We start from the raw sequence: 22,627 nt of genomic DNA, 5'->3' as shown, positions 1-22,627 counted from the left end.
TGTATCTCGATGCCGTTTGGTGGATTAGACAAGCAATTCTACAAGCAATTGCAGAGCAGTCGCGAGTTGTAAGACTTCCACTTAACAAGATTGGTGATATTAATAAAATTAAAAAAGCCTCTATTCACCTAGAGCAAAAGTTTGAAAGAGTACCTACTGCGGCTGAAATTGCAAAAGAATTGGACTTTAGTGAATCTAAAGTAAAGAGTTCTTTGAAAAACTCAACGCGAAGTTTATCGATGGATGCACCATTTCAGGAAGGAGAAAACGACAATAACCTTTATGATGTATTGAGTTCTGGAGAAAGTCCTAATCCTGATAAAGATTTAATGCACGAATCACTTCGCATTGAAATTAATCGCGCATTAGACACTTTAGCTCCACGTGAAGCAGATGTTGTTAAATTAAATTTTGGTCTTTGTGGGCAACCACCTATGACACTTCAAGAAATTGGTGACACTTTCGATTTAAGTCGTGAGCGTGTACGTCAAATTCGCGAAAAAGCGATTCGTCGTTTGCGTCAGACTTCTAAAAGCCACATCTTGAAAAAGTATTTAGGCTAAAAATTCTTTAAAAATATTGGTTCTCTAATATTTTTAACATTTTCTAAAGAACGAGTATTGTTTCTGAGGTTATCTTTATAACGATAACAAAAGTCTTATGACAACAGAAATAATACTCGTTTTTTCTATTCTGTTAATTACCATTATCCTTTTTGCCTTTGAAGTTTTTTCAGTAGATAAAATTGCGATGTTGGTAATAGCCACATTAGCACTTACCGGATTAGTGCAACCAGAAGAGGCAATTTCGGGCTTTTCTAACCCCGCAACTATTACAGTACTCTCCTTAATGATTATCGCTTTGGCCCTTGAAGACAATGGCGTAATTGCAACTCTAGCTCGTTTTCTTAAAAATTTACACATACTCCCACTCTTTCTATTACTGCCAGTATTTATGCTTATTACTGGTGGGATATCTGCATTTATAAACACAACCGCAGTGGTAATTGTGTTCATTAAAATTATTTCAGAACTAGCTAAACGCTTTAATCTTCCAAAGGCCAAGTTACTTCTACCTATATCATTTGCAGGAATTTTAGGTGGTAGCTGTACACTTATGGGGACTTCAACAAACCTTATAGTAAACGCTATTGCAAAGGATTTAGGAGCCGAACGCTTTAGCTTTTTTGAATTCTCATTTTTCGGATTTATTTTTTTAATTGTAGGAATTATCGTGATAACTATAGGTTCACGCTGGCTTCCCTCCGACTCTAAAGAAAGTTTGCACGAAGCATATGAATTGGACGATTATGTAACAACTGTATCTATAACCGAGGAATCTAAATTAATAGACAAGAATATAGAAGACACATTTTTATATTCTAATCCAGAAATTTCAATATTAAAACTAAGAAGAGGAAAACAAACCATTAATGCACCTGGCAGGTACATATCTTTAAAGGAAGGTGATAGATTAGTTTTAATGTGTGATTTAGAAAATCTTACTGAACTTAAAAAAGCTGAAGGTTTAAGTATTCATAAAGATGAAGAAGATAAAGGAGATGACGAACAAACCGACAAAGAAAAAGATAAAGAAGCAAGTAAAATTTCGAAGGAATGGACTTTTGTCGAACTTTTAATTCTGCCTGGGTCTATATTAATAGGTAAAACATTAAAACAGTTAAGAAAACAAACCTTTAATAGTGCACTCCCTATTGCAATAAAGAAGCGAAGAAACATTAGAAATACCAAGGAAAGATTAATCAGGAAGAATATTGAGCAAATCACTTTAAAACCTGGTGACAGACTTTTGGTTGAAATTCCAAAAAATGAAATGAGCCTCCTTTACGATTTGGAGAATGTTGCAGTTTTAAAAGAACATAAAGCCAAACCAACAGTAGATATTCGAAAGAGAAATATTTCATTTATAATCTTACTACTTGTTATTGGCTTAGCTGCTAGTGGAATTTTACCAATTTTAATTAGTGCCATCACCGGTGTTTGCTTAATGCTTTTAACCCGTTGTTTAAATTTAAACGATGTTTATCATCGTATAAACTGGCAGGTAATATTTTTACTTGCAGGAATGATTCCTCTTGGTGTCGCAATGAATAACACAGGTGCAGACAAATGGCTTTCAGATCAACTGCTTACAGTTTTAAGCGGACAGTCGAACTTAGTAGTTATAGGCCTCATTTTCTTAATCACAATGTTGATGAGTGGCGCAATTAGCAATAATGCCACGGCAATAATTATGACACCTATAGCAATAGCTGTAGGGGTTGGATTAGATTTGTCTTTAAAGCCATTTATTCTATCGGTTTTATTTGGAGCCAACTTCAGTTTTTTCACTCCTATGGGCTACCAAACCAATACTTTAATTTACGGTATGGGTATTTATAAGTTCAAACATTTCTTTTTAATTGGAGGGATTTTATCCATTATTTTATGGCTTTTAGGTACTTTTATGCTCTCATCATTATTATAAAACAACTATATGGCACTTCAAAATTTTTCAGTTAGCGAATCAGTTTCAAACTTATGGAACAAACTAGATGGTTGGCTGGATGCGATTATTCTAAAACTGCCCAATATGGCTGTAGCCATTATTGTAATGGTTATATTTTATTTTATTGCAAAGGGCGTTAAGAAATTTGCCCACGATGTTCTTTTTAGAAAAATGAGCGATGAATCTATTAAACAAGTACTTTCAAAATCTTTTTACGCCGCAGTATTATTAATTGGTTTTTTTATAGCGCTAAGCGTTTTACAGCTTGACAAAATGCTTACCTCTATATTAGCTGGTGCTGGTGTAATGGGTTTGGCAATTGGTTTTGCTTTACAAGGGACCTTAAGCAATACTGTATCTGGTTTTATGCTGTCTTTTCAACCCAAAGTAAGGATAGGCGATTTTGTGGAAACTCAGGATCACAGTGGTTTTGTAGAAGAAATTGATTTAAGAAATGTAACGCTCAGACAAACAGATAATGATTACTTAATTGTTCCAAATAAAATGTTTGTTGAAAACAGCTTTATTAATCACTCCTGGACCAAAAGAACTCGGATCACTGTAGAATGCGGAGTTGGTTATGAAGAGGATTTACAAAAAGTAGAAGATTTAGTAATTAAAATTATTTCTGCTAACTTTGAACAAAACCGCAATGAAGAAGTTGAATTCTTCTTTAACGAGTTTGGGGATAGCTCTATTAACTTTATTACTAGGTTTTGGATAGACAGCCAAAGTCCGAAACCAGTATTAGCCGCAAAACACAAAGCGATAAAACTGATTAAGAAAAACTTTGACGAGGCTGGAATAAACATCCCTTTCCCAATTCGCACATTGGATTTTGGAAAGAATAAATTACAAATGGCTACCAATAAAGAAGAATAAAAAATTAACCAAAAATAAACGTTATGAAAAAATTACTTAGAATATTAGCTGCCGGCTGGGGCGCTAAAAAAATAGGTGGAGGTAAGTGCGGTTGTATAGGTACAATCGTAGTATTTATTATACTTTACTGGCTTATAGGTTACGTCTTATAAATCCTTTAATACCTCTTTAACAAAACAATAGCACTTATTAACTAATTATTTGTAGTGTTGGCACATATATTTGTCCCATACAAACCTATTAAAAATTAGTAAAATGAAAAAAGCTATTGCACTAACCATGCTTGCGGGAGCATTATTTGCTACCTCTTGCGTATCGAAAAAAAAGTATGTAGAACTAGAGAATCAATACAATGATACTCGTTCTACTTTAGCAAAAACTCAACTTGAAAAAGAAGAAATTGAAGCGAAATATGCTAAAATTGAAGAGCGTGTTGCTAATTACAATTCTAAAATCCAATCATTAACCGATAGTAACAACAACCGTCTACAGCAGTTTGAAGGTGTTGTGATTTCAGAAAATGATAAGGAAAAAATGAAAAAAGCTCTTGCCAATGTAGATCCCCAAGAATTGGCCGAAGCTAAAACACTTAAAGATTCTATGAATCTTATTGTTTCTCACAATCTTAAGAAAAACCTAGACAACTCATTAGTTGGTGAAGGTGAAGAAGATGATATCACAATTGATATTGATGAAACAGTAGTGATGATTACTATTTCTGATAAACTATTATTCAGTTCTGGTAGTGCACGTGTTAACAGAAAAGCTAATCCGCTATTAGAGCGTTTGGCAAATGTAATTAACAGCGAACCAGCATTAGAAGTTATGGTTGAAGGTCATACTGACAGCCAAACTGTAAAGCCAGGTGCTTATATTAAAGACAACTGGGAATTGAGTGTAGATCGTTCTACTGCTGTAATCCGTATATTACAAGATAATTACGGTGTAGATCCAGCAAAACTAATTGCTGCTGGTCGTAGTAGTTTCCATCCTTTAACCGAAAACGAAACTAAGGAAGGTCGCGCAAAGAATAGAAGAACAAGAATTGTAATTTTACCAAATCTTGATAAATTCTTAGCTTTACTTTCTAATAACTAATGTTAGAAAGTAAAGATTAAACAACAAAAAAGGCTGTTCAATGTGAACAGCCTTTTTTTATTTAAATAGTTGAAATAACTTTTACTTGCTAGGTGGTGTCGTTGGTCTTACTTCAATTTTACTCGGTAAGGTGCGAGGGTTCATTTTTAATAAATCTACCACCAACTTTCCAATATCTTCTTTCTGAATCTTCCAAGCATCCTTTTCATCAGGCTCATTTCCATTAAAATGCGTGGATACCGAACCAGGCATAATTGTACTTATTTTTATACCATAGTCACGGAGATCAAGCATAGCAGCTTGTGAAAACCCAGTTAAACCAAATTTACTTGCATTATAAGCACTTCCTCCTTTAAAGAAGTTAGTTCCAGCCAAACTTGAGATACTTATATAATAACCTTTGTTTTTCTTCAATTGCTCTAAACCTGCTTTTAAAGTGAAAAATGGGCCCGTAAGATTAGTGTCTATTGTTTCTTGCCATTGCTCTATAGATAAATCTTCAACAGAACCAAAATGACCTAAACCAGCATTAGCAATAATAACATCTAAACCTCCAAATTGTTTAATCGCAGCCTCCACTGCATTTTTTTGACTTTCAAAACTTCTTACGTCTGCTTCTAAACCTATAGCTTGAGCGCTGTCGTTTCCATGTGCATTCAGCATTTTAGCAGCTTCTTCAGCTGTTTCTAAATTTCTTCCTGTAATTGCTACATTAACGCCTTCTTTGAGTAATGCTTCGGCAATTCCGTAACCAATTCCTTTTGTACCGCCAGTAATTAAAGCGGATTTTTTTCCTAAATCATTCATGTCTATTGTTTTTTTCAAAGTTACCAAATGCAATTTCTATTGTTATTAAATTCTACTTAAATTTGAAAAATGAAACTTCCAGTAATTTTACTTTTATTCCTCGTTTTTTCAGTGAAAATGAATTCACAAGAGAAGTTAGTTAATCTAAAAGATCTTTCCACAGAATTCAACTATGAAATCCGTTACGCCACTCCAAATAATTTTATTGGCGAAACACTTTACGATTGTGCAGAATGCCTTTTACAACCAGAGGTTGCTGAAGCCCTTCTATTAGCTAATCAATATTTTTGTGAAAAAGGATACCGTATTAAAATTTACGATTGCTACCGCCCACTAGATGTTCAGAAATTTATGTGGTCTAAATACCCACGCCCTGGCTATGTTGGCAATCCTTATGGAAATGGCTCTATCCATAATAAAGCTGCCGCAGTAGATATAACCATAGAAACCCTAGACGGATGTTATGTTGAAATGGGAAGCGATTATGATTACTTCGGAAAAGAAGCACATATAGACAATTATAACTTGCCCAAAGAAGTGCTTGCAAATCGTAAGCTTCTTTTTGAAGGAATGCGCAAATTTGGCTTTAAAAATATACGTACAGAATGGTGGCATTTTAATTTTGGAAGTACGAGGAAATATAAAACAATGAATGTCCCCTTGCCTTGTGAATAAGAATTATTGTTTAATTAGAAGTTTTACCCTCCTCCCCTTTATTCAATTTAAATGGAATATCCGGACTGTTTTTATAAAGTTTTAATTCAACAACATCTGAAGGTAAATTAAAGTCTCTTTCCGCAAGTGCGACTTTTACTTCTTTAATTATCATACCACGTAATATTCTTGAGGCCCTTCTATAATCAACAGTATCTACCCAAAAGAATACTTTTAAGTTTACAGTGCTTGCAGCCAACTCATCTTCAATAACAAAGTTTTCGTGCTCACCATCGCGAACAATTTCTTTGTTGTTGTCTAAAACATCTTGGATTACCTTTTTAGCAGCATCAATATCATCTTCATACCCTAAACCTACTGTGAAATCGACTCTATAGAAACCATCTGCTGTATAATTTTCAACTGGTTTAGTTAACACATCACTATTTGGGATATAGATATCACGTCCATCAAAAGTTTTTATATGTGAATATCTAAAACTCAATTCCTTTACTTTTCCGAAAATATCATCAACTTTTATAGTATCATTAATATTAAACGGCCTGTTAAAAGCCAAAATAATTCCAGCTAAAAAATTCTTACCAATGTCTTGAAATGCAAATCCTAAAATAATAGCTCCACCACCAACTGCAGTTAATAATCCCGTAGCGATATCATCTAATCCAGCAACTCGTAGTGCAAGCATTATAGTTATAATAATTAAAATTACTTTCACCGCTTGTGCCAAAAATTTCGACATTAACGGATCTTCAGATTTTTGCTGAAAACGTCTTTTATAGAAGCTCGTTAACATTTGAGCAAGTAAAACACCAAGGATTATAACCAAAATGGCCAATGCAATTCGAGGTAAAATTTTTAGAAATTCCTCGTAATATTGTTGAAGTGAAAGCTTAATTGTTTCAGTAGGTGATTGTAATAGTAAGGGCATTTATTTTTTCTTTTAAAGATAGTAATAATGGTGAAACATTTCTTCACTTAAATTAGTCTTAAAGTTTAGGAGAGCAGTTTTCAAGATGTATCTTTGCGAAAAATTAAGTATAGTGGAACTTTCAGTAAAAACATTCAAGCTCATTAGCACTTTGGAGGCTATTTCATTTTTAGTATTATTAGGTATTGCTATGCCTTTAAAATATATTTGGGATATGCCAGAAATGGTACAAATCGTTGGTATGGCGCACGGAATCTTATTTGTGCTTTATGTTGGCGGTGCAATTTATATGTACAAAAAACTTAATTGGTCTATCTCCGATTTGTTTATTGTGGTAATGTGCTCTGTGCTTCCTTTCGGTCCTTTTTATGTTGAGCGTAAATATTTATAATGAATCAAGATACACTTCAAGAATATAGTTGCTTATTACAGAACTTCCTTATAAATGAAGGAATGTATCCCCAATGGGCTATTTTCTTAAACGTTGTTGTAAACTGTATCGTTGTTTGGATAGTAGTCTATTTCCTTGACATTATCTTTAGAAAGTTAATTATAGAAACCTTTAAAGCATTAAGCAATAAAACTGTTTCTACTTTTGATGATTACCTGGTTAAAAGTAATTTTCCAAAGTATATTGCGCACGTACTACCGTTGGGAATTGTACACAACCTAATTCCTATAATCTTTATAGAATCTCCTCTAATTACCAATCTTCTATTGGTTATTACTAAGGTTCTTACTGTAATTCTTTTAATTTATATTTTTAGAAGTATTCTACGAACCACTCGTAATTATCTTCAAGGTACCGAACGATTTAGGGACAAACCTATGGAGAGTTACGTTCAGGTAATGATGATATTTACTTGGGGAGTTGGTATATTTTATATCATTCAGATGTTAACTGGTTTTTCATTAATCAGTTTAACAACTCTGGGAGCTGCTTCAGCAGTAATTTTACTTATTTTTAAAGACACCATACTCGGTTTTGTAGCTAGTATTCAGGTTGCGGTAAATGATATTGTTCGAATTGGAGATTGGATTACTTTTAGCAAGTTTGGCGCTGATGGATATGTTACTGAAATAAACCTTGCAACTGTACGCGTTCAGAACTGGGATAATACTTATACAACAATTCCTACATATAGCTTAATTTCAGATTCTTTCCAAAACTGGCGAGGAATGCAAGAAAGTGACGGTAGAAGAATAAAACGTTCTATTTATATAAAGCAATCTTCCATAAAATTTTTGTCTTCAGAAGATATTGAAAAACTCAAAAAGATTCAGCTAATTAAACCTTATTTAGAACACCGTGAGAAAGAGGTTTCTAAGTTTAACACGCAAAATGAAGCTGATAAAGAATTGCTTATCAATGGCCGTAATCAAACGAACTTAGGTGTTTTTCGTCATTATGCCGATGCTTATCTAAACGAAAACCCAATTATAAACAAAGATTTATTTTTGATGGTTCGTCATTTGGCACCAACAGACAAAGGGATTCCTATTGAGATATTTTGCTTCAGTAAGGATAAGCGTTGGGTAACTTACGAAAATGTTCAAGCGGATATTTTTGATCACCTTTTGGCAGCTATCCCCTACTTCGATTTAGAGGTATTTGAATTACCTACAGGTAAGGATATCCAACGTCTTTGATTACTTGATTTCTAAGTACTTCAGAATAAAAATTTCAACCATCACAAGTCTTTAATTTGCGGTGAAATAGTACCTTTGCAAACTATGTCGAAAAATGAGGATTTTATAGAAGTTTTGGGCGCACGCGTCCACAATTTAAAGAATATTGATGTTCGTATTCCTAGGGAAAAATTAGTTGTTATTACAGGACTTTCAGGAAGTGGAAAATCTTCTTTAGCTTTTGATACAATCTACGCTGAAGGGCAACGCCGCTATATTGAAACTTTTTCGGCTTATGCACGACAGTTTCTAGGTAGTTTAGAACGTCCAGATGTCGATAAAATTGAAGGTCTTTCACCTGTAATTGCAATAGAACAAAAAACTACAAGCAAAAGCCCGCGTTCTACTGTAGGTACAATTACTGAAATTTACGACTTCCTTCGTTTGTTTTATGCACGTGCAAGTGATGCGTATAGCTACAATACTGGCCAAAAAATGGTTAGTTATAGCGACGAACAAATTAAACGTCTTATACTTGAGGATTTTGCCAATAAAAAAGTTAGCATCCTCGCTCCTGTTATTCGTTCTCGTAAAGGACACTACCGTGAACTATTTGAACAAATAGCCAAACAAGGATTTTTAAAAGTCCGCGTTGATGGTGAAGTCAGGGATATTGTAAAAGGAATGAAAGTAGACCGCTACAAAACTCACGATATTGAGATTGTAATAGATAGGTTAAAAGTTCCACCTTTTACTGAGCAAGCAGCAGTTAAAGAAACAGATAACGACAAACGAATTTCAGAAACCATAAATACAGCAATGTATCACGGTGATGATGTTTTGATTGTTTTAGATAACGACACCAATGAAGCGCGATATTTTAGTCGTTCCTTGATGTGTCCAACTTCTGGGATTTCATATCCTAATCCCGAGCCGAATAATTTCTCTTTCAACTCTCCAAAAGGTATGTGCCCTAATTGTAAAGGGCTAGGGAAACTTTATGAAGTAAATCTAAATAAGCTTGTACCAAACCCAAAACAATCGATTAAACAGGGTGCTTTGGCTCCGCACGGACCACAAAAAAGTAATTGGATTTTTAAGCAGTTAGAGTTAATTGCCGAACGATATAAATTCAAATTAAGCGATTCTTTTGAGAGTATTCCTCAGAAAGCTAAGGATATCATATTTTTTGGGGGAAATGAAAAGTTTGAGGTAGAATCAAAAGAACTTGGAATTACAAGAAGTTATAAAATAGATTTTGAAGGAGTAGCAACCTTTATTCAAAATACATTTGATGCCAACGAATCTACTTCGCTTAAAAGATGGGCTAAGGAATATATGGATAAAATTCCTTGTCCAGAATGCGGCGGAACCCGACTTCGCAAAGAATCACTTTACTTTAAAGTAAATGAAAAAAATATTGCCGAACTAGCCAATATGGATATTGTAGAGTTGGCAGATTGGTTTAAAAATTTAGAAAAAAACCTTTCAGAAACGCAGCTAAAAATTGCTTCTGAAATAATAAAAGAAGTACGCTCTAGACTTCAGTTTTTAATTGATGTGGGGCTAACTTATTTAGCATTAGACAGAAGTTCAAAATCTCTTTCTGGTGGAGAAGCGCAGCGTATTCGACTTGCAACTCAAATTGGTTCACAGCTGGTAGGTGTTCTCTATATTTTAGATGAGCCAAGTATTGGTCTTCATCAGCGTGATAACGAGCGATTAATTTATTCTTTAAAACAGTTAAGAGAAATTGGAAACTCCGTTATAGTTGTGGAACACGATAAGGATATGATTGAAAGCGCAGATTATGTTATCGATATTGGTCCTGCCGCTGGGAAATACGGAGGTGAAATAGTTTCAGAAGGAACTCCAAAAGAAATTGAAAAACACGATACCCTTACTGCAGACTACTTAAACGGTAGAAGAAAGATAGAAATTCCAGAAAAACGCAGAGAAGGAAACGGAAAAACATTAACGCTAAAAGGCGCTACTGGTAATAACTTAAAGAATGTTTCTGTTGAGTTTCCTTTAGGAAAGATGATTGGCGTAACAGGTGTTTCTGGTAGTGGAAAATCAACCCTTATCAACGAAACCCTCTACCCTATTCTTAATGCTCATTTCTTTAATGGTGTGAAAAAACCTATGCCTTACAAAAAGATTGAAGGACTTGAGAATATCGATAAGGTTATAGATATTAACCAGTCCCCAATTGGGCGTACACCACGTAGTAACCCTGCTACTTACACAGGCGTATTTTCTGAAATAAGAAATCTATTCGCTAAAACCCCAGAAGCAATGATTCGCGGGTATAAACCTGGACGTTTTAGTTTTAACGTCTCTGGCGGTAGATGTGAAACTTGTAAAGGTGCTGGACTTAGAGTGATAGAAATGAATTTCCTTCCAGACGTTTATGTAGAATGTGAAACCTGTCAAGGAAAACGATTTAACCGTGAAACTTTAGAAATTCGCTATAAAGGAAAATCTATTTATGATGTATTGGCGATGACAATCAATGAAGCAGATGATTTCTTTGAAAACATCCCTAAAATACACCGAAAAATAAAAACCATAAAAGATGTTGGACTTGGGTATATAACGCTTGGACAACAATCCACAACCCTTTCTGGTGGAGAGGCGCAACGAATTAAATTGGCAACAGAACTTTCAAAAAGAGATACCGGAAATACTTTTTATATTTTAGATGAGCCTACTACAGGATTGCATTTTGAAGATATTCGCGTATTGATGATAGTACTGAATAAATTAGTTGATAAGGGTAACACCGTTTTAATTATAGAACATAATCTCGACGTTATTAAAACCGTAGATTATATTATAGACATAGGCCCTGAAGGTGGAAGAAAAGGTGGGAAAGTAATGGCTTTAGGAACTCCTGAAGAAATTGCAGAACACAAAAAAAGTTATACTGCGCGATTCCTTAAAAAAGAGTTACTTTAGAGGATTATTCCTGATAGCTTGGAGTAAAGATTATTAACAACATTAAAATACTATTCAATAAATGAGAAACGAATTAACACCTAAAAACTGGAACCAAGTAAAAACAAACGACTCTTGGGCTATTTTTAAAATAATGGGAGAATTTGTTAATGGATACGAGAAAATGAGTCGTATTGGACCCTGTGTATCTATTTTTGGTTCAGCTCGTACAAAACCAGATCACAAATATTACAAGCTAGCAGAAAATATCGCCAAAAAAATTACTGAAAACGGTTATGGTGTTATCACTGGCGGTGGTCCTGGTATTATGGAAGCAGGAAATAAAGGTGCTCATTTAGCAGGTGGAACTTCTGTAGGACTTAATATTACACTTCCATTCGAACAACACGACAATCCATATATTGACAGCGATAAGAGCATAGACTTTGATTATTTCTTTGTGAGAAAAGTTATGTTTGTGAAATATTCACAAGGTTTTGTTGTAATGCCTGGTGGTTTTGGAACTTTAGATGAGTTTTTTGAAGCATTAACACTTATTCAAACTCACAAAATAGATAAGTTCCCAATTATATTGGTTGGCACTGAATTCTGGGGCGGACTTTTTGAATGGATTAAAACAACATTAGTTGAAGCCAAAAACATCAATGTTGAAGATTTAGATTTGGTACATTTAGTTGATACTGAAGATGAAGTACTAGTTATCTTAAACGAATTCTACAATGAATATAATTTAAGTCCTAACTTTTAATTTTCCATAAAAACTCTGGAGGTATTTATAATTTGTGGTATTCTTCTAGCAGTTCAGAATTTAAATTCATTAAAATATCTTGATAGCAAGAAGTATTTTATACTGTATTTTCTTTTGCTTGACTTTTCAAGCAATGGCTCAGCATACAATAAATATTAATGCTACGCTAAACCCTTCTAATAAAACGATTTCGATTGAACAGAAGGTAACGTATAATAATACTTCTAATGATACATTAAATGAAATTTACTTTTTCGATTGGGCGAATAGTTTTTCTGCTAAAACGACACCGCTAGGTAAACGTTTTGCCGACAATTACGAGAGTGCTTTTCACTTCGAGAAAAAAGAAAATCGAGGAAAAACAGATATTCATAAAATCTATAACAACTCGGTTATTCCCTTACAATGGCAACGTGATAAAGCAGTAGATATTCTAAGAATAATTCCTGACAAACCTCTTAATCCAGGTGATAATTATACTTTCAATATAGAGTATACTGTAAAAGTTCCAGATGATAAGTTTACGCGATACGGAGTAGACAAAAACAACAACTACAAACTGCGGTATTGGTACATTTCCCCTGCTGTTTACGATGGGGAATGGCAAGTTTATAGCAATAAAAATACAGATGATTTATATTTAACTCCTTCTCATATTTCTATAAACTTAAATATCCCAAGGATATACAATGTAACGTCAGATTTAAACGTCGAAATTGAAACCCTTTCTACTAAAGAAAAAACTATTCATTTAGAAGGGGAAGGTCGCAACAGCGCTGTTTTATATATTGAAAAAAATCCAAGTTTTACAACAATTGAAACCGATAAAGTCAGCATTGTTACAAATATTCAAAACAGCCGTGTAAACCCTCCTGTTCAAGCTTTAGTAATCGATAGAGTCGCTCAATTTTTACACAATAAACTTGGACCTTATCCTTTTGAAAAAATAGTAGTTAGTGAGACAGATTACAAAACAAATCCCGTTTACGGTTTAAACCAACTTCCAAGTTTTATTAGTCCTTTCCCTGATGGTTTTGAATATGATATGGAGCATCTCAAAACCATTACCCGCCATTATATAGACAACACTTTAATTTTCAATCCTAGAGAAGATTATTGGCTACAGGATGCTTTGCAGATTTATTTAATGATGGAGTATGTAGATACCTACTACTCTAATATGAAAATAATTGGAAGTTTAAGTAATTGGTGGGTAATACGTTGGGCACACGCAGCAAACCTTGAGTTTAATGATCAGTATCCGCTACTCTACTTGAATATGGCTCGTAATAATATTCAACAACCACTTACTATTTCAAAAGATTCGTTGTTGAAATTTAATATGAATATTGCCAATGGCTATTACGGTGGTAGTGGTTTCAAATATTTAAATGATTATTTAGGAGATAATATACTTAGTGAAAGCTTCAAGGAATTCTATACTCAAAATAGATTAAAACCTGTAAAAACTTCAGATTTCGAAACTTTTCTATCTGGAAAAACTGACCTTCCTATTAATTGGTTTTTTGAGGATTTTGCAAACACTCGAAAAACTATAGATTTCAAAATTAAGAAAGTTCAAAAACAAGGCGATTCCCTTATAGTTTCCATAAAAAACAATAGAAAATCTAAACTGCCCGTTAGTTTATACGGCTTAAACGATGACGATGTTGTTTATAAAACTTGGACCAAGCCAATTGATAGCATAAGCACAGTTACAATTCCTTCTAAGGATATTAAAAAGTTAGTCCTTAATCACAAAGGAGAAATCCCTGAGTATAATCGTCGAAACAATTATAAAACGGTAGATGGATTATTAAATAAGCCTATTCAGTTTAGGCTTTTTCAAGATGTAGAAGATCCTAGCTTCACCCAGTTTTTCTTTATGCCAATATTCGAGTATAATTTGTACGACGGGGTATCTGCAGGTATTAGACTGTACAACAAAACTGTGCTTCCTAAGCCAGTTCATTTTAGTTTTGAACCCCAATATGGTTTTCGTTCTAAGAAATTAGTAGGAGGTGCTTCTGTAAGTTATATTCAATATTTAGATGAAGACAAACTTTACAAAATGCGATATGGTTTTTCAGGAAATTACTACTCCTACGATCGTGGTTTGTTCTATAAAAAATTCACACCCTATATCACTTTCTCTTTTCGAAACGATGATTTAAGAGATAATGAAAAACAATTTATCAATCTTAGAAACATAAACGTTTATAAGGATAAAGATCCTAACGATCCCGATCAAGAGCCAAATTACAGTGTTTACAATATTCAGTACGTCTATTCAAATCCAAACCTTATTAATTATTTCAGGTCTGTAGTGGACTATGAAATTTCGTCTAAATTCAGTAAACTTTCGGCAAACTTGGAGTATAGAAAGCTATTTCTAAGCAATCGACAGTTAAACTTACGTTTTTTTGCAGGGGTTTTTCTTTTCAACGATACACGTGAGAATGAAGATTTTTTCAGTTTCGCACTAGACCGCCCTAGTGATTATTTATTCGATTATAATTACTACGGAAGAAGTGAAGACTCTGGACTTTTCAGTCAACAATTAGTAATTGCTGAAGGTGGATTTAAATCACAATTAGAACCTGCTTTTGCAAATAGTTGGATGGTAACAGCCAATGCAAGTACTAATATTTGGAAGTGGATATATGCATATGGCGATGTGGGATTAGTTCACAATACACATAGTGGTACTACCGCAGTTTTTGATAGTGGTATTAGATTGAGTTTGGTAGCAGATTATTTCGAACTCTACTTCCCCCTTTATTCAAGTTTAGGATTTGAACCTAACCTCCCCCACTATGACGAAAAAGTTCGTTTTATAGTAACCTTAAGCCCTCAAACGCTACTTGGTCTGTTTACTAGAAAATGGTATTAAAGTAAGTTTATATTAAAAGAACAAATTGTATAAGATTACTTTAATCAAGAAACAATAAATTATAAATTCCCTATATGGATTTCCTAAACAACTGGCGTATAATTATTCTACTTTGTCTAACTCTTGGTTTAGCTCCTTTTATGCCCGAACCACATCTTTGGGGAAAGTTAAAATGGATTGCAGGAGGAGCGAATGGGATGCAAGCTGCAGATTGGTTTGATGTATTATTTCACGGTTTTCCATTTTTACTACTCTTTAGACTACTGATTGTTAAGGGGTTCAAGATTAAAAAAGAATAAACCTATTACCCACTATTTTAATTAACTTCTACTAAGCAAATTGGCGTTGTAAAACCACCCTAAATTTGCTACTTTTGCAATTCCTAAAATTTATTGAAATGCAGACAGATCCTAAGACAAATACAGAGATTTCTTTTGAAGATTTTAAAGAAACAGTTATAAACGATTATAAAATTGCTGTAACTAGCCGTGAATGTAGTTTACTTGGCCGACGAGAAGTGCTTACTGGTAAAGCTAAATTCGGAATCTTTGGAGATGGTAAAGAAGTCCCTCAACTTGCTTGGGCAAAAGCATTTCAAAAAGGAGATTGGCGTAGTGGATACTACCGCGATCAAACCTTTATGATGGCTATAGGCGAACTAACTATTCAGCAGTTTTTTGCCGGGCTTTACGCACATACCGATATTACTGTAGACCCAATGAGTGGTGGAAGACAAATGGGTGGACACTTTGCTACGCATAGTTTAAATGAAGATGGAAGTTGGAAAAATCTAACAGAACAAAAGAATAGTAGTGCAGATATTTCACCTACAGCTGGGCAAATGCCTCGTCTATTAGGTTTAGCACAAGCTTCAAAGATTTTCAGAAATGTTGAAGGCTTAGAAGACAAAACAAACTTTTCTATAAATGGAAATGAAGTAGCTTGGGGAACTATTGGAAATGCAAGTACTAGTGAAGGTCTTTTTTGGGAAACCATTAATGCTGCTGGTGTTTTACAAGTACCAATGGTAATGAGTGTTTGGGATGACGAATACGGAATTTCTGTTCACGCAAAATATCAAACTACAAAAGAAAATATATCTGAAATCCTAAAAGGTTTTCAGCGTACCGAAACTGAAAAGGGTTATGAAATCTTTCGTGTAAATGGTTGGGACTATCCAGAACTTATAGAAGTTTACAACCGTGCGTCTAAAATTGCTCGTGAAGAACACGTACCTGTATTAATTCACGTACAAGAACTAACACAACCTCAAGGTCACAGTACTAGTGGTTCGCATGAACGTTACAAAAGTAAAGAGCGCCTAGAGTGGGAAGCGAAAAACGATTGTAATTTAAAAATGCGCGAATGGATGATCGCCAATGATATTGCAACAGACGAAGAGCTTTCTGAGATTGAAAAAGATATTAAAAAACAAGTACGTGACGGGAAGAAAGCGGCTTGGGATGCCTTTATAAATCCACAAAAAAGAGAACAAGAAGAAGCTGTTTTATTATTAGGAAACCTAGCGGAAAACAGTGCAAATAAAAACTTCATCGAGAAGATTAAAAACGAATTAGAGGCTGATAAAAGTCCATTGCGTAAAGACATACTAGGCGCTGCTCGTAAAGCATTGCGTTATGTTGTTAAAGAAGATTCTCCTGAAAAGAAACAATTACAAGATTGGATTACGAATTACTTCGAAATAATTCAACCAAAATACAGTGCACACCTTTACTCTGAAGCTGAAGAAAATGCTAAAACAGTAAAAGAAGTGCCTGCTACATATTCTGATGATGCGGAAGAAGTTGACGGTCGTGTAATTTTACGTGACAATTTTGACGCTATTTTTAGTAAACACCCAGAAGTTTTAATTTTTGGTGAAGATGCTGGTGAAATTGGAGACGTAAACCAAGGTTTAGAAGGAATGCAAGAAAAGTACGGCAAACTTAGGGTTGCCGATGCAGGGATTCGCGAAGCTACAATTTTAGGTCAAGGTATCGGAATGTCACTACGTGGCCTACGTCCTATTGCTGAAATTCAGTATTTAGATTACATTTTATACTGTCTTCAAATTATGAGTGACGATCTAGTTACTACGCGTTACAGAACAAATGGTAAGCAAAAATCACCACTTATTGTTAGAACTCGAGGCCATAGATTAGAAGGTATCTGGCACAGTGGCTCTCAAATGGCTGGTTTAATCCACTTACTACGCGGAATGTATATCTTAGTACCAAGAGATATGACCAAGGCTGCAGGGTTCTATAACACACTTCTAGAAACAGACGAACCAGCATTAGTTATTGAATGTTTAAATGGTTACCGTTTAAAGGAAAAAATGCCTAACAACCTTGGCGAACTTAAAACTCCAATAGGGGTTGTAGAAACTATTAAGGAAGGTACAGACATAACTTTAGTGTCTTATGGAAGTACATTACGTATAGTTGAAGAAGCTGCTAAAGAACTACTTCAAGCAGGAATTAATGCTGAAATCATTGATGTTCAGTCGCTTCTTCCTCTAGATATTAATCACGATATTGTTAAGAGTGTTCAAAAAACTAACAGATTGTTAGTTATCGACGAAGACGTTCCAGGAGGTGCTTCAGCATATATCTTAAATCAAGTTATTGAAGAACAAGGAGGTTATAGATATATGGATAGCAAGCCGCAAACTCTTTCAGCGAAAGATCACCGTCCTCCTTATGGAACCGATGGAGATTATTTCTCTAAACCTTCAGTAGAAGATGTTTATGAAAAAGTTTATAGCATTATGCACGAAGCAAATCCAACTGAATTTCCAAAATTGAGATAATTTATAATTAAAGGGGAAATCCCCCTAAATTCTAATTTAAATCAATTGATGTATTGTTTTTAAGAGAATTTATCATACATTAGCAATATAATCAATAAAAAAACAAGTTTATGTCACTAGTTAGCTTAAATAACAACAATAATAATAACGAGCTGCCGTAACAAAAACTTGTCGCGATATATAGCCCGTCAGGTTTCTTACCTGACGGGCTTTTTTTTTGCCTCCACTCCACCCCACTCGGGAATCAAAAAAAATTAAAGCGAAACCAATTATCGTTAAACTCAACTATTAACCAAATATTTAAATTATGTGTGGAATTGTATGTGCATTCAAACTAAAAGAGCCCTCTGAGGTACTTAGACCTCAAATACTATCAATGGCAAAGACTATTCGTCATCGCGGACCGGATTGGAGCGGTGTATTTACCAATGATAAAGCAATTATGGCTCACGAGCGACTAGCTATTGTAGACCCTATATCAGGGAAACAACCGCTTTATAGCAGTGATGGAAACCTTGTTTTGGCAGCAAATGGAGAAATCTATAATCATTCCGAATTGAGAAAGCAATTAAATGGTTATGACTTTCAAACTAAAAGTGATTGTGAAGTTATTTTGCCCTTATACAAAGAAAAAGGCGCAGCTTTTCTTGACGAAATGAACGGCATTTTCGGTTTAGCACTATATGATATTGAAAATGACAATTATTTTATTGCTCGCGATCACATAGGAGTAATTCCACTGTATATGGGTTGGGATCAAAATGGAACCTTTTATGTTGCTTCAGAATTAAAAGCCCTAGAAGGTACTTGTACAAAAATTGAACTCTTTCCTCCTGGTCATTATTTAGATAGCCGAGAAGGTGAAATTAAGAGGTGGTACAAGAGAGATTGGATGGAGTTTGACACAGTTAAAGAAAATGAAACTAGTATTGAAGACCTTAGAAATGCATTAGATGCTGCAGTAAAAAGACAATTAATGAGTGATGTGCCTTATGGTGTTTTACTTTCTGGTGGCTTAGACTCTTCCATCACCTCTGCCCTAGCCAAAAAATATGCAGATAAGCGCATAGAATCTGGCGATACCGAAGGAGCTTGGTATCCAAGGTTACATTCATTTGCAGTTGGTCTAGTGGGTTCCCCAGACTTGGCTGCTGCAAAATTGGTTGCCGATCATTTAGGAACTGTACATCACGAAATCAATTTTACAATTCAAGAAGGGCTTGATGCCATCAGCGATGTAATTTACCACGTGGAAACCTACGATATTACTACTATCCGTGCCTCTACCCCTATGTTTTTATTAGCGCGTGCTATCAAGGCAATGGGAATAAAAATGGTGCTTTCTGGCGAAGGAGCTGACGAAATTTTTGGTGGATATCTTTACTTTCACAAAGCCCCTTCAGCGCAGGATTTTCACGAGGAAAATGTGCGTAAATTAGACAAACTACATATGTACGATTGCCTACGTGCAAACAAATCATTAGCTTCATGGGGAATCGAAGGTCGAGTGCCATTCTTAGACAAAGAATTTATGGATGTAGCTATGCGACTAAACCCTAAAGATAAAATGATAATTGCTGGTAAAAGAGGTTCTCACGAAAAGCAAGCAATGGAAAAATGGGTGTTACGCGAAGCTTTTGGAGATATGTTACCTGAAGCTGTTGCTTGGCGACAAAAAGAACAATTTAGCGACGGCGTAGGTTACAGTTGGATTGACTCATTAAAGGAAATGGTAAACAATAAAGTAACAGATGAACAAATGGCAAATGCTCATTATCGTTTCCCTATTCAAACTCCTACTAGCAAGGAAGAGTTTTACTACCGTACTATTTTTGAAAGTCATTATCCTAGTGATGCCGCAGCTTTAACAGTGCCTAGCGTGCCTAGTGTAGCATGTAGTAGTCAAGTAGCACTGGATTGGGACGAAAGTTTTAAAAACATGAACGACCCCAGCGGACGGGCAGTTGCAAATGTACACGACGACGCCTATTAGAACAAATATTGAGTATTGATTCAAAAAGCATCTAAGAGTTTTCTTAGGTGCTTTTTTATTAAAGAATTTGATAGCGAGTTTACAAAGTAGAAATTAGATGAGGTGTTGAAAGTTAAATAGCAATTTAATATTTATACTAATTATTGGTTTATTTAAATTAAATCATCAAACCGACTACACACATTTGTATCTTATAAAATCATTTACACTGACATAAAAACAGTAAATAAAAAAATCCACTCTCCATTAAATAAACAGCGGATTTTATTTAAACGTTTAAGTTGTTACACTTCTCTTCTAACCACTTGGGTAATAGGTTTAATCTTTATAATTCCTAAGGCGTGTAAAACCTGCATTATTTTATAAGTAATATCAACCTCGTGCCAGCGAACGCCTCCAAAATTTGCGCGACTTGCGTGTTTGTGGTGATTGTTGTGGTACCCCTCACCCATCATTAAAAAATCAAAAGGCAAAAGATTTTTTGAGGTGTCCTTAGATTTAAAGTTAACATATCCGTAGATATGTGCGTACCAATTAATAATTACTCCGTGAATCGGTGCCATAAACAGCGCTACCGGGAAAAATAGCCATTGCCACCAAGCTGTTGCGAAGTAAAAGAAAAATGCGAAATACAGTATACTCCAGATAATTCTAGAGAAATAAGAACTTGCAAAACTGTCAAAGCGTTCCCATTGTGGAACATTCTTAGTGAATTTTTCGTCAACCTCAATGCGTTTCTCATTTATATCAGCGTATATGTTTTTAGTTCGCCACATCATTGAAAAAACGCTGGCATCGTATTTTGGTGAATGAGGATCGTTTTCAGTATCGGCATAGGCGTGATGCATTCTGTGCATAACACCATAACCATAAGCACTTAAATAATTTGATCCTTGAAAAAACCAGGTTAACACAAAAGTTATTCTTTCGGTTAGTTTGGACATTGTAAAGGATTGGTGAGCGGCATAGCGGTGTAAGAAGAAGGTTTGGAAAAATAATCCTCCGTACCAAAGTACCACTATAAATATCAATATTGTCATTAGCTATTTTTTTTTACAAACATACTTGCAATAGCCAAGCCAAACAATGAACCTAAATCAATTAATACGTTTCCGAATGCGACTTAACGCTTGTGGCGTCACTCCAATGTAAGAACTGATATATTTTAGCGGGATATCCTTGATAAAATCTTGGCGGTTTTTAAATAGCTTTAAATACCGCTCTTCAGCAGTTTCATTTAAGAGAGATTGCTCGCGTTTCGATTTTAATAGAAAAAGACGTTCGGCAGTTAATCTTCCAATTAAATTTCCAAATTGAGTATTAGCATAAACATCCTGTAAATCGGAGTACGAAATGCTATACATATGTGTATCCGATAAAGCCTCCAGCTCATAAAGTGAAGGCTTTCTAGTTAAAAACGAATCGTAGGCGCTTACAAATTGGTTTTTAAAACTAAAACTAAAGGTTACCTCCTTTTCTACAAATTCCTTTGGCAGGTAAAATCGGACAACCCCAGATTTAATAAAAGAAATGTAGTTTTCAATCTCTCCTAGTTTTAAAAAAACGGATTTCTTTCTAAAATTTCGCTCTATTAATCTAGAGGAAAAGTAATGCCAATCCTCATCAGATATTTTTGATATACCTTCAATATGATTTCGGACAAATTCCATTTATTCTTAATCGATACTTTTGAAATCCGTTTAAATAACTTTACTATATATTAAATGTTAACTGCTTCAGAAAAATTATTCTATGGCAACCACTTTTTATCAAAGTTTGGTTTGCGTTTTTCTAGGAATGCATCACGACCTTCTTTTGCTTCGTCAGTCATATAAGCAAGACGTGTAGCTTCACCAGCAAACACTTGTTGCCCAACCATTCCATCATCGGTTAAGTTCATTGCAAACTTCAACATTTTAATAGATGTAGGGCTTTTTGCAAGTATTTCTTGCGCCCATTCGTAAGCTGTATCTTCCAGTTCGGCGTGAGGGATAACAGCATTTACCATTCCCATTTCAAAAGCTTCTTGTGCGCTGTAATTTCTTCCTAAGAAAAAGATTTCACGTGCTTTTTTCTGTCCTACCATCTTAGCTAAATAAGCACTTCCGTAACCACCATCAAAACTTGTTACATCGGCATCAGTTTGTTTAAAAATAGCGTGTTCTTTACTTGCTAACGTTAAATCGCAAACCACGTGTAAACTATGTCCGCCACCAACAGCCCAACCTGGTACAACACAAATAACGGCTTTTGGCATAAAACGAATTAATCGCTGTACATCAAGAATGTTTAATCGGTGATATCCATCTTCACCTACATAACCTTGATGGCCACGTGCTTTTTGATCGCCCCCACTACAAAAACTATAAACCCCATCTTTAGAGGAAGGACCTTCAGCTGAAAGTAAAACTACCCCAATTGATGTATCTTCTTGCGCATCGTGAAAAGCGTCAAGTAGTTCGGCTGTAGTTTTAGGACGAAATGCATTTCTTACATCTGGTCTGTTAAAAGCTATCCTCGCAACACCATTAGATTTTTTATAGGTTATATCGGTATATTCTTTTGCTGTTTTCCAATTGGGAGTATTCATAATTATTATTTTTGTTTTCAAAGATAGCAGATATTGTTTAGTATCATTTTCTATCTTTTTTGAAATTAAACATAAAATCTCTGCGCGCTCTACGCCTCTGCGG

General features: G+C 34.8%; 19 protein-coding genes. 14 read left to right on the top strand and 5 right to left on the bottom strand.

Annotated features, from left to right (window positions below):
* From G3A46_RS12060 to G3A46_RS12045, 5 genes are all read left to right on the top strand, one after another.
* A partial coding sequence (locus G3A46_RS12060; protein ID WP_165150130.1) for a sigma-70 family RNA polymerase sigma factor occupies nt 1-563 on the top strand: 563 nt, incomplete at its 5' end.
* 97 nt (nt 564-660) lie between these two features.
* On the top strand, nt 661-2,487 hold the full coding sequence (locus G3A46_RS12055; RefSeq protein ID WP_165150128.1) for an SLC13 family permease: 1,827 nt from the start codon (nt 661-663) through the stop codon (nt 2,485-2,487).
* A 9-nt stretch (nt 2,488-2,496) separates the two neighbouring features.
* A complete protein-coding gene (locus G3A46_RS12050; RefSeq protein WP_165150126.1) occupies nt 2,497-3,390 on the top strand; it encodes a mechanosensitive ion channel family protein in 894 nt (297 codons plus the stop codon).
* A 23-nt stretch (nt 3,391-3,413) separates the two neighbouring features.
* A complete protein-coding gene (locus tag G3A46_RS14500; RefSeq protein ID WP_260402625.1) occupies nt 3,414-3,542 on the top strand; it encodes a hypothetical protein in 129 nt (42 codons plus the stop codon).
* 103 nt (nt 3,543-3,645) lie between these two features.
* Nucleotides 3,646-4,488, top strand: coding sequence for a flagellar motor protein MotB (locus G3A46_RS12045; RefSeq protein ID WP_165150124.1), 843 nt, complete (start codon nt 3,646-3,648; stop codon nt 4,486-4,488).
* An 81-nt stretch (nt 4,489-4,569) separates the two neighbouring features.
* Here the strand turns inward: G3A46_RS12045 and G3A46_RS12040 are convergent, their stop codons facing one another.
* Nucleotides 4,570-5,295 (bottom strand): SDR family oxidoreductase, encoded by a 726-nt coding sequence (locus tag G3A46_RS12040; protein ID WP_165150122.1) that lies wholly within the window; start codon nt 5,293-5,295, stop codon nt 4,570-4,572.
* Nucleotides 5,296-5,364: 69 nt separating this feature from the next.
* Here G3A46_RS12040 and G3A46_RS12035 point away from each other — a divergent pair, with 69 nt between their 5' ends.
* Nucleotides 5,365-5,970, top strand: coding sequence for a M15 family metallopeptidase (locus G3A46_RS12035; protein ID WP_139854599.1), 606 nt, complete (start codon nt 5,365-5,367; stop codon nt 5,968-5,970).
* Nucleotides 5,971-5,980: 10 nt separating this feature from the next.
* Here the strand turns inward: G3A46_RS12035 and G3A46_RS12030 are convergent, their stop codons facing one another.
* Nucleotides 5,981-6,898: a mechanosensitive ion channel family protein gene (locus G3A46_RS12030; protein ID WP_165150120.1), complete on the bottom strand. Its 918-nt coding sequence runs from the start codon at nt 6,896-6,898 to the stop codon at nt 5,981-5,983.
* Between the two features lie 85 nt (nt 6,899-6,983).
* On the opposite strand from G3A46_RS12030, the gene G3A46_RS12025 reads away from it, so the two are divergent.
* The 8 genes from G3A46_RS12025 (at nt 6,984) to asnB (ending at nt 19,934) form a co-directional block, all read left to right on the top strand.
* Entirely contained in the window at nt 6,984-7,289 is a 306-nt protein-coding gene (locus tag G3A46_RS12025) for a DUF3817 domain-containing protein (RefSeq protein WP_165150118.1), read from the top strand.
* Nucleotides 7,289-8,548, top strand: a complete 1,260-nt coding sequence (locus G3A46_RS12020; RefSeq protein ID WP_165150116.1) for a mechanosensitive ion channel domain-containing protein — start codon at nt 7,289-7,291, stop codon at nt 8,546-8,548. The genes G3A46_RS12025 and G3A46_RS12020 overlap by 1 nt, the downstream gene beginning before the upstream one ends.
* An 84-nt stretch (nt 8,549-8,632) precedes the next feature.
* Nucleotides 8,633-11,488 carry an excinuclease ABC subunit UvrA gene (gene uvrA / locus G3A46_RS12015; protein WP_165150114.1) on the top strand — a complete coding sequence of 952 codons (2,856 nt, stop codon included), beginning with the start codon at nt 8,633-8,635 and terminating at the stop codon, nt 11,486-11,488.
* A gap of 61 nt (nt 11,489-11,549) precedes the next feature.
* Nucleotides 11,550-12,236: a TIGR00730 family Rossman fold protein gene (locus tag G3A46_RS12010; RefSeq protein ID WP_165150112.1), complete on the top strand. Its 687-nt coding sequence runs from the start codon at nt 11,550-11,552 to the stop codon at nt 12,234-12,236.
* Nucleotides 12,237-12,369: 133 nt separating this feature from the next.
* Entirely contained in the window at nt 12,370-15,129 is a 2,760-nt protein-coding gene (locus G3A46_RS12005; protein ID WP_241836894.1) for a metalloprotease, read from the top strand.
* A gap of 74 nt (nt 15,130-15,203) precedes the next feature.
* Nucleotides 15,204-15,428 carry a hypothetical protein gene (locus tag G3A46_RS12000; protein ID WP_165150108.1) on the top strand — a complete coding sequence of 75 codons (225 nt, stop codon included), beginning with the start codon at nt 15,204-15,206 and terminating at the stop codon, nt 15,426-15,428.
* Nucleotides 15,429-15,526: 98 nt separating this feature from the next.
* Nucleotides 15,527-17,941 (top strand): alpha-ketoacid dehydrogenase subunit alpha/beta, encoded by a 2,415-nt coding sequence (locus G3A46_RS11995; protein WP_165150106.1) that lies wholly within the window; start codon nt 15,527-15,529, stop codon nt 17,939-17,941.
* 307 nt (nt 17,942-18,248) lie between these two features.
* Nucleotides 18,249-19,934, top strand: coding sequence for an asparagine synthase B (gene asnB / locus G3A46_RS11990; RefSeq protein ID WP_165150104.1), 1,686 nt, complete (start codon nt 18,249-18,251; stop codon nt 19,932-19,934).
* Nucleotides 19,935-20,218: 284 nt separating this feature from the next.
* Here the strand turns inward: asnB and G3A46_RS11985 are convergent, their stop codons facing one another.
* The 3 genes from G3A46_RS11985 to G3A46_RS11975 form a co-directional block, all read right to left on the bottom strand.
* Entirely contained in the window at nt 20,219-20,974 is a 756-nt protein-coding gene (locus G3A46_RS11985; protein WP_139854580.1) for an acyl-CoA desaturase, read from the bottom strand.
* A gap of 57 nt (nt 20,975-21,031) precedes the next feature.
* The gene (locus G3A46_RS11980) at nt 21,032-21,604 is read right to left on the bottom strand and encodes a Crp/Fnr family transcriptional regulator (RefSeq protein WP_139854579.1); all 573 of its coding nucleotides are present in this window, start codon (nt 21,602-21,604) and stop codon (nt 21,032-21,034) included.
* 80 nt (nt 21,605-21,684) lie between these two features.
* The gene (locus G3A46_RS11975; protein WP_139854577.1) at nt 21,685-22,524 is read right to left on the bottom strand and encodes a 1,4-dihydroxy-2-naphthoyl-CoA synthase; all 840 of its coding nucleotides are present in this window, start codon (nt 22,522-22,524) and stop codon (nt 21,685-21,687) included.
* Nucleotides 22,525-22,627 lie beyond the last annotated feature (103 nt).

It is taken from the genome of Aequorivita sp. KMM 9714, assembly GCF_011065475.1.
Taxonomy (GTDB): domain Bacteria; phylum Bacteroidota; class Bacteroidia; order Flavobacteriales; family Flavobacteriaceae; genus Aequorivita; species Aequorivita sinensis.
This window is presented reverse-complemented; position numbering and strand designations above follow the sequence as displayed.